At 67.5% G+C, this 12,466-nt stretch carries 6 protein-coding genes and 1 pseudogene; 3 read left to right on the top strand and 4 right to left on the bottom strand.

The genetic code is table 11. The features are described from left to right. Both VFW69_RS12625 and VFW69_RS12630 read left to right on the top strand, forming a co-directional pair. Positions 1-202, top strand: a pseudogene (locus tag VFW69_RS12625) (NAD-dependent malic enzyme); the annotation flags it as partial. Next, entirely contained in the window at positions 199-1,068 is an 870-nt protein-coding gene (locus VFW69_RS12630) for a glycine betaine ABC transporter substrate-binding protein (RefSeq protein ID WP_526501710.1), read from the top strand. The pseudogene VFW69_RS12625 and the gene VFW69_RS12630, both read left to right, overlap by 4 nt. A gap of 2 nt (positions 1,069-1,070) precedes the next feature. Here VFW69_RS12630 and VFW69_RS12635 read toward each other — a convergent pair whose 3' ends face one another. The 3 genes from VFW69_RS12635 to VFW69_RS12645 all read right to left on the bottom strand — a co-directional run bounded on the left by VFW69_RS12635 (position 1,071) and on the right by VFW69_RS12645 (position 6,664). Next, positions 1,071-1,898: an SDR family NAD(P)-dependent oxidoreductase gene (locus VFW69_RS12635; RefSeq protein ID WP_526501712.1), complete on the bottom strand. Its 828-nt coding sequence runs from the start codon at positions 1,896-1,898 to the stop codon at positions 1,071-1,073. Positions 1,899-1,990: 92 nt separating this feature from the next. Then, positions 1,991-5,704 (bottom strand): multifunctional oxoglutarate decarboxylase/oxoglutarate dehydrogenase thiamine pyrophosphate-binding subunit/dihydrolipoyllysine-residue succinyltransferase subunit, encoded by a 3,714-nt coding sequence (locus tag VFW69_RS12640; RefSeq protein ID WP_526501714.1) that lies wholly within the window; start codon positions 5,702-5,704, stop codon positions 1,991-1,993. Positions 5,705-5,884: 180 nt separating this feature from the next. Next, the gene (locus tag VFW69_RS12645) at positions 5,885-6,664 is read right to left on the bottom strand and encodes a hypothetical protein (protein ID WP_526501716.1); all 780 of its coding nucleotides are present in this window, start codon (positions 6,662-6,664) and stop codon (positions 5,885-5,887) included. A gap of 276 nt (positions 6,665-6,940) precedes the next feature. On the opposite strand from VFW69_RS12645, the gene VFW69_RS12650 reads away from it, so the two are divergent. Continuing rightward, positions 6,941-8,965, top strand: a complete 2,025-nt coding sequence (locus VFW69_RS12650; RefSeq protein ID WP_526501718.1) for an MFS transporter — start codon at positions 6,941-6,943, stop codon at positions 8,963-8,965. A 4-nt stretch (positions 8,966-8,969) separates the two neighbouring features. Here the strand turns inward: VFW69_RS12650 and VFW69_RS12655 are convergent, their stop codons facing one another. After that, positions 8,970-12,386 carry a TM0106 family RecB-like putative nuclease gene (locus VFW69_RS12655; RefSeq protein WP_526501720.1) on the bottom strand — a complete coding sequence of 1,139 codons (3,417 nt, stop codon included), beginning with the start codon at positions 12,384-12,386 and terminating at the stop codon, positions 8,970-8,972. Between the last annotated feature and the right edge of the window lie 80 nt (positions 12,387-12,466).

Genomic DNA, 12,466 nt, shown 5'->3' on the forward strand with positions numbered 1-12,466 from the left:
CGGCGCGCTGGAAGCCGGCGCGCGCCGGATCACCGAAAAGATGATGGTCGCCGCGGCCGAGGCGATCTTCTCCGTCGTCAGCGACGACCTCGCGCTCGACCGGATCGTCCCCAGCCCGCTGGACACCCGGGTCGGGGAAGCGGTCGCCACGGCGGTGGCACTGGCCACGGAAGCCTCAGACACTTCCGTCGCCGGGGGGTGAGAATCGGCAGGCTGGCGGTGCCGTTGCTCGCCGCCGTACTCGCCGTGGCCGGTTGCGCAACCGGTACCGGCGACCGTCCTGCCCGCGCCGAAGTGGTGGTCGGATCCCGGGCTGACGCCGATTCGGCGCTGCTGGCCGGCGTCTACCTCGCCGCCCTGCGGTCATACGGCTTCGGCGCGCGGGCCGCGACGGCGGCCGACCCGAAGCCGCAATTGGATTCCGGCGCATTCACCGTCGTTCCCGCCTTCACCGGCCGCACGTTGCAAGTTCTGCAGCCCGGCGCGACGGCGATGTCGGACAAGGACGTCTACCGCGCAATGATCGCTGCGCTACCCGAAGGAGTCGTGGCGGGCGACTACACGACGGCCGCTGAAGACAAGCCCGTGTTGCTGGTCAGTCAGCCCACCGCCAAGGCGTGGGGCGGTAGTGATGTCAGTGCGGATTTGAGCACGCTGCCCCGCCACTGCGACGGCCTCGTTGTCGGGACTGTCGCCGGGCATCAGGAACCGTCCACGGTCGGCTCCTGCCGGCTACAGAAGCCACGTGAATTTCCCGATGGCGCAACAATGTTCGCCGCAATTCGGACCGGGCAGCTGACTGCGGGATGGACCACCTCGGCCGACCCCGGCATTCCCGGCGACCTGGTCGCGCTGGCCGACGGCAAACCCGCATTGATCCGTGCGGAGAATGTGGTGCCGCTTTATCGCCGAAACGCGCTCAGCGATCGGCAGTTGCTGGCGATCAATGAAGTGGCCGGTGTGCTGGACACCGCGGGCCTGGTCGAGATGCGCCGGCAAGTGCGCACCGGTGCGGACCCGCAGGCGGTGGCGGGCAGCTGGCTGGCCGAGCATCCGCTCGGCCGCTGAGGTCAGACTTTCGGCATCAACCGGCCCATGACTGGGCCGAAGAGCTGCTGGTAATAGGGTCCTGCCACTCGCACCATCACGTCCAGGAGTTTGGCATCCGTGCCGACCAGGACCCGTGCCTTCTTCTTGCGGACCGCGTCCAGGATGATCTTGGCGGCGCGTTGCGGGCTGGTCCTGGCGAGCCGCTTGTCGAACAGCTTGGCGAGTTGTTCGGGGTCGAGTCCCTCGGCGGCCGTCGCGTTGCGCGCGATCGCTGTCTTGATGCCGCCCGGGTGCACCGTGGTCACCGCCACCGGGTGGCCGGCCGCCCCCATCTCCTGTCGCAGCGCCTCGGTGAAGCCGCGCACGGCGAACTTGGCCGAGTTGTAGGCCGCCTGGCCGGGCACCGAGAAGAGCCCGAACACGCTGGACACGTTGACGACGTGCCCGTCGCCGGAGGCGATCAGGTGCGGTAGGAACGCCTTGGTGCCGTTGACGACGCCCCAGAAGTCGACGTCCATGACCCGTTCGATGTCCTTGAACTGGCTGACTTCGACGTCGCCGGTGAAGGCGATGCCGGCGTTGTTGTAGATCTGGTTGACCTTTCCGAAGTGCTCCTTGACGCCGTCGGCGTAGGCCAAAAAGGCCTCCCGCTCGGTCACGTCGAGGCGATCTGACTTGAACGAGGCGCCGATCGCCTTGAGCTGTTCCTCGGTGTGGGCCAGACCCTCGAGGTCGACGTCGCTGATCGCCACTTTGGCGCCCGAGCGGGCCAGCTCCACGGCCAGCGCCTGCCCGATACCTGAACCCGCGCCCGTCACCACCGCGACCTTGCCCGCGAACCCTTGCATGAGCACCCTTCCTTATCGGCACGTTTGCGTCGAGGCTAGCCGGTACCAGCGGTCCCCGATTCCTGCGGGTCGCCGATCCAGTGGTCGCCCCGTCAGCCGAAGGCCGTGTCGATGATCTCCTGCTGCTCGACCGCGTGCACCTTCGACGAGCCCGACGACGGGGCGGACATCGCCCGGCGCGAGATCCGCTTGATCCCGGTCAGCTTGTCGGGCAACAGCTCTGGCAGCTCGAGCCCGAATCGCGGCCAGGCACCCTGGTTGGCCGGCTCCTCCTGCACCCAGAAGTACTGGTTGGCGGTCGGGTAGCGGTCCAGCGTTTCTCCCAGCCGGCGCTTCGGCACCGGGGCGAGTTGCTCGATCCGCACGATCGCCACGTCTTCGCGGTTGTCCTTGGCCTTGCGGGCCACCAACTCGTAGTAGAGCTTGCCGCTGGTCAGCAGGACCCGGGTGACCTTGCTGCGATCGCCGATGCCGTCCTCGTAGGTCGGCTCTTCGAGCACCGAGCGGAACTTGATTTCGGTGAAGTCGCGGACGTCGCTGACCGCCGCCTTGTTGCGCAGCATCGACTTCGGTGTGAACACGATCAGCGGGCGCTGCACACCGTCGAGGGCGTGGCGCCGCAACAAGTGGAAGTAATTGGACGGCGTCGAGGGCACCGCGATCGTCATCGAACCCTCGGCCCACAGCTGCAGGAAGCGCTCGATGCGGCCCGAGGTGTGGTCGGGACCCTGGCCCTCGTGGCCATGCGGCAGCAGCAGCACGACGTTGGACAGCTGGCCCCACTTAGCCTCACCGGAGCTGATGAACTCGTCGATGATCGACTGCGCGCCGTTGACGAAGTCGCCGAACTGCGCCTCCCACAGCACCAGGGCGTCCGGGTTGCCCACCGTGTAGCCGTACTCGAAGCCGACGGCGGCGTACTCCGACAGCGGTGAGTCGTAGACCAGGAACTTGCCCCCGGTGGGGGTGCCATCGGCGTTCGTCGCCAAGAGCTTGAGCGGCATGAACTCTGCGCCGGTGTTGCGGTCGATGATCACCGAGTGCCGCTGGGAGAAGGTGCCGCGCTTGGTGTCTTGACCCGACAACCGCACCAGCTTGCCCTCGGCCACCAGCGTGCCGAGGGCCAGCAGTTCGCCGAAGGCCCAGTCGATCTTGCCCTCGTAGGCCATCTCGCGCCGCTTCTCCAGCACCGGCTGCACCCGCGGGTGTGCGGTGAAGCCGTCCGGGGCCGCCAGGAAGGCATCACCGATGCGGGCCAACAGCGCCTTGTCCACCGCGGTGGCTAGGCCCGCCGGCAGCATCTGGTCGGCCTCGACCGATTCGCTCGGCAGCGCGCCGTGTTTCTCGAGCTCGCGGACCTCGTTGAACACCCGCTCCAGCTGGCCCTGGTAGTCGCGCAGCGCGTCCTCGGCTTCTTTCATCGAGATGTCGCCGCGGCCGATCAGGGCTTCGGTGTAGCTCTTGCGGACGCCGCGTTTGATGTCGACGACGTCGTACATCGCGGGGTTGGTCATCGACGGGTCGTCGCCCTCGTTGTGCCCACGCTTGCGGTAGCACAGCATGTCGATGACGACGTCCTTCTTGAACTCCTGCCGGAAGTCGACGGCCAGTTTGGCCACCCACGCGCACGCTTCCGGGTCGTCGCCGTTGACGTGAAAGATCGGCGCTCCGATCATCTTCGCGACGTCGGTGCAGTACTCACTGGACCGCGAGTACTCCGGCGCGGTGGTGAAGCCGATCTGGTTGTTGGCGATGATGTGAATGGTGCCGCCGACGCGGTAGCCGGGCAGGTGGGTCATGTTCAGCGTCTCGGCGACCACGCCCTGACCGGCGAACGCGGCGTCGCCGTGCAGCATCATCGGCACCACCGAGAAGGCTTTCTCGTCCCCGTGATCTTCGGCGCCGCGGTCCAGCAGGTCCTGCTTGGCGCGCACCAGACCCTCCAGCACCGGGTCAACGGCTTCCAGGTGCGACGGGTTGGCGGTCAGCGACACCTGAATGTCGTTGTCGCCGAACATCTGTAGGTACACGCCGGTGGCGCCCAAGTGATACTTAACGTCCCCGGAGCCGTGCGCCTGCGCCGGGTTGAGGTTGCCCTCGAACTCGCTGAAAATCTGGGAGTACGGCTTGCCGACGATGTTGGCCAGCACGTTGAGCCGGCCGCGGTGCGGCATGCCGACGACCACCTCGTCGAGTCCGTGCTCGGCGCACTGGTCGATCGCCGCGTCCATCATCGGAATGATGCTTTCCGCACCTTCCAGTGAGAACCGTTTCTGACCAACGTATTTGGTCTGCAGGAAGGTTTCGAAGGCCTCGGCCGCGTTCAGCTTGCTCAGGATGAACTTCTGCTCGGCCACCGTCGGTTTGACGTGCTTGGTCTCGACGCGGTGCTGCAGCCATTCCTGCTGTGAGGGTTCGAGAATGTGGGTGTACTCCACGCCGATGTGGCGGCAGTAGGCGTCGCGCAGCAGGCCCAGCACGTCGCGCAGTTTCTTGTACTCGCTACCGGCGAAGCCGTTGACTTTGAACACCCGGTCGAGATCCCACAGCGTCAGGCCGTGGTTCAGAATCTCCAGATCTGGGTGGCTGCGGAACCGGCTGCCGTCCAATCGCAGCGGATCGATGTCGGCCATCAGGTGACCGCGATTGCGGTAGGCCGCAATCAACTCCATCACCCGCGCGGTCTTGTCGACGATCGAGTCGGGGTTGTCGGTGCTCCAGCGCACCGGCAGGTACGGGTTGCCCAGCTCGCGGAAGATCTCGTCCCAGAAGGCGTCCGACAGCAGCATCTCGTGGATGGTGCGCAAGAAGTCGCCGGACTCCGCGCCCTGGATGATGCGGTGGTCATAGGTGGAGGTCAGCGTGATCAGCTTGCCGATGCCCAGCTCGGCGATGCGTTCCTCGCTGGCGCCCTGGAACTCCGCGGGGTACTCCATGGCGCCGACACCGATGATGGCTCCCTGGCCCTTCATCAGCCGCGGCACCGAGTGCACGGTGCCGATGGTGCCCGGGTTGGTCAGCGAAATGGTCACGCCGGCAAAGTCTTCGGCGGTCAGCTTGCCGTCGCGGGCGCGTCGGACGATGTCTTCGTAGGCGGTGACGAACTGCGCGAACCGCATGGTTTCGCAGCCCTTGATCCCGGCGACCACCAGGGAACGCTTGCCGTCTTTGCCGTGCAGGTCGATGGCCAGGCCGAGGTTGGTGTGGGCCGGCGTCACCGCGGTGGGCTTGCCGTCGACCTCGGCGTAGTGCCGATTCATGTTCGGGAACTTCTTGATCCCCTGCACCAGTGCATAGCCCAGCAGGTGGGTGAACGAGATCTTGCCGCCGCGGGTGCGCTTGAGCTGGTTGTTGATGACGATCCGGTTGTCGATCAGCAGCTTGGCGGGGACGGCGCGGACACTGGTCGCCGTCGGCACGTCCAGCGACGCCGACATGTTCTTGACGACGGCCGCCGCGGCGCCGCGCAGCGTCTGCACCTCGTCGCCTTCCGCCGGCGGGGGAGTAGCGGCTTTCGCCGGTCGCGGCGCGACTCCATTGCCGGCAGGGGCTGGGGGCTTGGCGGTTTCGGTGGTCTGCGGGGTCGCGGGAGCCGGCTTCGCGGGGGCCGGGGCCGGGGCGGCGGCCGGCGCGCCATCACCGCCGGTCGGGGCGGCCGGCGTCGATTCGTTGGTGGGCTCGGGGTTGTAGTCGACCAGAAATTCGTGCCAGCTCGGATCGACTGACGAGGGGTCGTCGCGGAACTTGCGGTACATCTCCTCGACCAGCCATTCGTTCTGCCCGAATGGTGAACTTGTGTTGCTCACGACCGCAGTTCGCCTCAATTCTTCTGTTCCGCAAGCGCATTCCCGCGGCGCCTGCACCCTTGTCGGCCCCGGATGACCGAACACCTCACACCCACTGCGGTACCCATTGTTTCCGCCCTATAAGGCTAACCTCTCGCCGCCGATTCGCCAGGTTGACCGGGGCACGAGGACCGCTGGGGGCTAGCCGGCTTCGTGGACCTTGGGCACCAGGTGCAGCGCGCGGGGCCAGCTCGTGGGCGGGGCGCCGAACGCCCTGTTGGCGTTGCGGATCATCTTCTTGCCGGCGAGGTAATTGCCGACGGCGCCCACCACGACCCCGATTCCGACCGGCAGCAGTTTGCCGAACAACAGGGCGCCGCGCCGCAGGGTGTACTTGCGGACCCACGACTTGAGCAGCCGTGAGTTCAGCTTCGACATCGACGACAGCGGCAGGGCGGTGAGGCTCTCGGAAATCCAGCCGCCGTTGGTGCGGCGCGGACCGATCAGCTGGGCGACGGCGTGCTCGCTGTTGTCGCCCGCGAGGACCGCCAGCACCAGCGCGCGGCGTCGTTCCCGGTGATCGGCCGGAATGTCGTGTACCACCGCCACCGCCAACACGAAGAACGCGGTGGCCTCCAGGAACGTCACCGTTTCCGCGGCCGCAGCGGACAGGGCGCTGATCGTGCCGATGCCGGGGACGGTTGCGGCGCCCCCCACGGCAACGCCGCCGGCCGTCACGATGGCCAGATACCGCTTCTGCAGCTTGGCCAGGATCTCCGCCGGGCTGGCATTCGGGTTCGCGTTGCGCAGCCTGGTCACATAGGCCTCGGCGGCCGGGCCCTGCAACCACGAGCTCCGCTCGATGACCTGTGCCAATGCCCGCGCGGACATTTTGGGTCGACCGTTACTCGCGGTCGGCTCCTGTCCCGCGTTTGACATGGTGAAGAACCGGTTCGGCGACCTTTTCCGTCGAGCCCGCATATCGTCTCTCCTGCAAATGGCGTTCCCCCAGGCTAACGCGCCCGCGGCAAATCCTGACGCGGTATGCACCCTGACCGAGGGTCCGCGGCTGCCGGCCTATTGCCTCACCGGGAATAATGCAGGCTGGATGTCTGCGACGGTCCGTGCCGTTTGCCGGTCCGCATGCTGTTTACCGCGCCGCGCGCGGTATGACCTGCGTGGGTTGGATGGCGGACGAGGCGGCCCGATACGGCTGAACAGCATCGTCGGAAGCGAAAGCGAAACGAGGTGGGGTGGATGACGACGGCTACGCCCCGCATGCCCAAGGGAACGGGGCGCGCGGGATCGGGGCCGGCCCGGGCCGCCAACCGCTGGGACTTTCTCACTCGGAGCTCGCCGCAGTCGCAGAAACCTTGGAACCCGCTGTGGGCGATGATGATCGGCTTTTTCATGATCATGGTCGACTCGACCATCGTCGCCATCGCGAACCCGACCATCATGGCCAGCTTGCGCATCGGCTACGACACCGTGGTCTGGGTGACCAGCGCCTACCTGCTGGGCTATGCGGTCGTGTTGCTGGTGGCCGGGCGCCTGGGTGACCGGTTCGGCCCCAAGAACCTCTACCTGATCGGCCTGGTCGTGTTCACCGTCTCCTCGGTCTGGTGCGGGCTGGCCGGCAGCGCCGCCATGCTGATCGCGGCGCGCGTCGTGCAGGGCGTCGGCGCGGGTCTGCTCACCCCGCAGACCTTGTCGACCATCACCCGGATCTTCCCGTCGGAGCGACGCGGCGTCGCGGTGAGCCTGTGGGGTGCCACCGCCGGTGTCGCCAGCCTGGTGGGCCCGCTGGCGGGCGGTGTCCTGGTCGACGGCCTGGGATGGCAGTGGATTTTCTTCGTCAACGTCCCCATCGGCGTCATCGGGCTGGTGTTGGCGTATTGGCTGGTTCCGGTGCTGCCCACCCAGTCGCACCGCTTCGACCTGATCGGGGTGGCGCTGTCCGGCGCCGGCATCTTCCTGATCGTGTTCGGGCTGCAACAGGGGCAGGCCGCGCACTGGCAGCCTTGGATCTGGGCATTGATCGTCGCCGGCGTCGGATTCATGACGGCCTTCGCGTTCTGGCAGTCGCTGAACGCACACGAACCGCTGATTCCGTTGGTGATCTTCGGCGACAGAGATTTCAGCCTGTGCAACGTGGGGGTCGCCATCGTCTCGTTCACCGCGACGGCCATGATGCTGCCGCTGACGTTCTACGCGCAGGCCGTGTGCGGGCTGTCGCCGACGCGCTCGGCGCTGTTGATCGCGCCGATGGCGATTGCCAACGGTGTCTTCGCGCCGTTCGTCGGCAAGATCGTCGACAAATACCATCCGCAGCCGGTGCTCGGCTTCGGCTTCTCGGTGCTGGCGATCGCGATGACCTGGCTTACCTTCGAGATGTCACCGACGACACCGATCTGGCGGCTGGTGTTGCCCTTCTTCGCGATGGGGGTCGGGATGGCGTTCGTGTGGTCGCCGCTGACCGCCACCGCGACGCGTAACCTGCCGCCGCATCTGGCCGGCGCAGGCTCCGCGGTATACAACTCCGTGCGCCAGCTCGGTGCGGTGCTCGGCAGCGCCGGCATGGCCGCGTTCATGACGTGGCGCATCACCGATGAGATGCCGCGCCAGCCGTCCGGCGGGGCCACCGGCGAGGAGGCGCTCACCTTGCAGTTGCCCGGATTCCTGCGCGAACCGTTCGCGGCCGCGATGTCGCAATCGGTGCTGCTGCCTGCGTTCATCGCGCTGTTCGGGATCATCGCCGCACTGTTCCTGGTGGGTGCCGCGCCGTGGGCGGGCAAGGGCGATGGCAGGTCAGGCGACGATCCGTTCGGGCCTGACGACGAGGTCGTCGACGACGACTACGACGACGACCAGTATGTGGAGTTCGTCCTGGTGCGGGAGCCCGACGTAAAGCGGGGGAGCAATCCCGAGCCGCCCCACCAGCGGGTCGATCGCCCGCGACCGGCGCCCACCGGAGCGCCGCGCCGTGACCCCACCGATTCGTGGCACACATTTCTTGACGATTCGACCGCGCAGGCTCAACCAATCGGTCATGCCCACAACGGGTCTCATGTGGACAGCGGCAAACGCCTTCGCCAGGTGGCGGTGCGGCGCCCGCCCAAACCCCTCCCGCCCGCTGATCGGCCCACCCGACCGCCGCGCCGCCAACACAACGGCCCGGCCGGGCGGCACTTCCCCGAGGGTGAATCGCTGCGAGGTCAGCATCACCGCTCCGATCCGGACGACGACCCCACCGGTTCGGGCCGGCATTCGGCAACCGGTTAGGCGGTCACCGCAGATCGGGGTGCGTCAGCGCCAGGAAGGCGCCCAGGTCGATCAGGCCCGCGGGTGTCGCGGGCAGATACTCCGTCAGAGAGGGGGAACGCACGATCACGGCCGCGTACTGTGCACGGCTGACCGCGACGTTGAGCCGATTCCTGTTGAGCAGGAAAGAGATTCCCCGGGGCGCCACGTCCATGGACGACACTGTCATCGAAATGAAGACCACCGGTGCCTGCGCGCCCTGGAACTTGTCGACCGTCCCGACCCGCACTCCGGCGAGCGCGCCGGCGGTCAACCGGTGACGTAGCAGCGCCACCTGGGCGTTGTAGGGCGCCAGCACCAGCACATCGGTGGCGGCCAATGCCCGGGTGCCGTGTTCGTCGGTCCACGACGCGCCGAGCAGCTGGCTGATCGCGGCGACGATCGCGTCGGCCTCCTCGGGACTGTCAGTCGAATTACCTTGGTGCTCAACCGAAAGCAGTTGCACGCCGGGCCGATATCCGTCGAGGTGCCGGGCGGCGGTGCACTCGTGGGAATGCAGTCTGTCCTCGTAGGAGAGCGCCGAAACCGCGGCGCAGACCGCCGGATGCATGCGGTACGAGAGGTCCAGGAAGTAGCCGCGTGCGTCGGGCAGGGTGCGCTGACCGTCGACCAGCCACTCCAGCGCGGAGGCGTCCACCGGCTCCGGATGAGTGCCTTGGCTGACCTGCGGCAATTGCTGGGGATCCCCAAGCAGCAGCAGGTTTGCGGCTGCCGGGGCCACGGCGATGGTATTGGCCAAACAGAATTGGCCTGCTTCGTCGATCACCAGCAGATCCAGGCTTCCCGGTGGTATCCGATTGGCGTTGGCGAAATCCCATGCCGTCCCGCCGATCACACATCCTGGCGTGTCAGCGAGGAAGGCGGCGTAGGCGCCGCCGTCGATCTCCCGCCAGCGCGGCGCCCGGTGGTCGTTGCGCTTCTTGGCGATCCGTTGCGGATCCAGACCGGCGTCGATCACACAGTCCAGCACGTTCTCGACGGTGGCGTGCGACTGCGCGACCACACCGACCTGCCAGCCGTGTTCGGTGACCAGGTCGTGGATCACCCGCGCCGCGGTGTGCGTCTTGCCGGTGCCGGGCGGCCCGTGCACCGCCAGGTATGACGAATCCAGATCGAGTAGCGCGGCGGTGATATCGGCAACAGCGTCGTGGCTACGCGGGAGGGGAGTGCCGCCCCTCGCGCGGGGCGCGCGCCGCAGCAGCAGGTCGACGATGGCGCTGCGTGGCAGTTGCGGCAATCCAGCGGCCACTTCAGTCGCGGTCACCTCGATCGACTCCCGCAGGGCCGTCGTCGGGATGGGCGGGCCTGGAGTCAGCGCGAACGGCAACTGGTGAAAAGTCTTGCCGTCGCTGCCAACTCGTTCGAGTACCACCACTTCGGTGGGGACCGCAGGATCGTCGGCCTCGATGACCGAGACCCGCCCGGCCGCCCGCCGGTCCGGGCTGTCGGTCATGCTGGGCGGAGCCGGCGGGTGGTAGAGCGCAAAGACATCGCTCTTCAGGTCGCCGCGCGCCAGCTCACCGCGCAGCTGCAGCCGCCGCTGCGGTTTACGCGCGCGGGCCGGCGTGTGCCAGTCGACGCTGACCGACGCGTGCTCGACGACGAACACATCGGTGTTATCCGCCCATTCGTCGATGGGAAAGTTCAGCCGGTCGAAGTGCGCCCACCAGAAGGGTTTGTCCTCGCGCCGGTGGTAGCCGCGCGCCGCGGCCAGCAGCGCCACCGCCGTCTGCTGGGCAGTGCGGTCGTCGACGCCGGCGGCTCCGGTGAACGTCGACAACGTCACCGCCAGCCGGTCGCGGTCATCGACGGTGTTGCCGTCGGCCACGGGCTGGGCGCCAATCGGTACCACGCCGGATTCGTAGGCGCGCAACATCAGCCAGTTCCGCAGTTCCTGAGTCGACCGGCAGTCGTAGTGGTTGTAGTCCTCGATCCCCTTGAGCACGGATGCGGCCTCGTCGCCGCGGCCGTCCGACTGGAGTTCGCAGTACCGTGCGTAGGACGTGATCGAACCGGCGGCCGTGGTCACGTCACCCACGCGCAGTTGAGTTCCCATGTAGAGCGGCTCCAGCGCCTTGAGGCTGAATGACTCCGCACCCACGCGAATGCTCCTGCGCACCAACGGGTAAAGGTCAACCAGCGTTCCGCTGCGCAACAGTTCGTCCACTTCGTCCTCGGCCACTCCGTAGCGCCCGGCGAGTCGCAACAACGCGGTCTTCTCGTAGGGCGCGTAGTGGTAGATGTGCATGTTGGGGCGGCGCTTGCGGCGCTTGGCCACCAGCGCCAAGAAGTCGATCAGCGCCTTGCGTTCGTCGGCCCGGTCGTGCGCCCACAGCGGGCGGAACTTGCCCGTCGGGCCGGCTTCCAATACACCGAACAGATATTCCAGGCCCCATTCGCGTCCGTCGGTGGTCCACAGCGGGTCGCCTTCGAAGTCGAAGAACAGGTCCCCGGGGTCGGGCTCGGGTAGCAGGGCCAGCGGCTGGGGGTCGATGACCTCGACCTGTGGAACGCCGGTTTCACGTTGGCGGACTTGCAGTTTGGCCTGGATAGCGAGTTTGTTCAGCACGCTGGCCGCCAGGTCGGGCACCGGTGCGCGACGATCGGCCAGGTCGGCGACCGTACTGATGCCGGCATCAAAGAGCTTGTCGCGCTGGCTTACTCGCATACCGGCCACCAGCAGCACGTCGTCGGCGGCCCGTAACTGCTCGAGGCACAGCGGGCAGTGAAAGCAGGCGGCCACACCCTCGTCGTCCCAGCGGACCGCGGTGCCGCCCGCATAGTGCTCATCGAGGAGGCGCTGCAGGCGGGTCCGCTGCGTGCGGTACACGGGGATCAGGTCGCGAACCCGGTGCCGCACCGCGGTTCCGTCGCCCAGGCGCAGCTCGGCCTCCGGCGCAACCGGGATGCCCGAGGCGGCCAACGCGTCGGCGTACGCGGCCAGCTGCAACAGCGCGGTCACCTTGGCCGAGCGGGCCAGTTTGGTGTCCACGACTCGGTACCGCTCGCCGTCGCGCACCAGGAAGTCTGCGAAGCCGACGAAGCGGCCGTCGAACATGGCGGCTTGATACACCACGGGCGCCTGGTCGGCGACGGCGCGCCGGGTGGCGTCGGCGGCCGCCGCTAGGCCGGCGGGCGTGTAGGCCGGGCGGCCGATGATCGCGACGGCCTGCCCGAACCGATCGCGCAGCGAAGCAAGCTCGCGTTGCTCGTGTTCGCTACCGAGGTCGGCCGTCCGCGTGAGCAGTTCGTCCTCGACGGTGACGGGAGCGGGCCCGCGGCCCAGCTTCGCGTCGAAGTCTCGTAGTAGGGCGAATTCGCAGCGTGCGGCGGCGGCAAGATCCGATGCGCTGTACACGATGCTGTCGCCGGAGACCAACACTGGAGCCACTGTAGGTCAGCGCTCCGACAACAGGGCCGTGCCGGGCGGGCGTGCCCGGAGATTAGTGGGTGGGGGTGTTG

The organism is Mycobacterium sp., from assembly GCF_036273375.1.
Lineage (GTDB): Bacteria > Actinomycetota > Actinomycetes > Mycobacteriales > Mycobacteriaceae > Mycobacterium.

What these genes read in the sequence shown, in the direction of transcription:
- VFW69_RS12650 (WP_526501718.1), top strand. Translation starts at nt 6,941, where the DNA reads ATGACGACGGCTACGCCCCGCATGCCCAAGGGAACGGGGCGCGCGGGA.
- VFW69_RS12635 (WP_526501712.1), bottom strand. Translation starts at nt 1,898, where the DNA reads ATGCAAGGGTTCGCGGGCAAGGTCGCGGTGGTGACGGGCGCGGGTTCA.
- VFW69_RS12645 (WP_526501716.1), bottom strand. Translation starts at nt 6,664, where the DNA reads ATGCGGGCTCGACGGAAAAGGTCGCCGAACCGGTTCTTCACCATGTCA.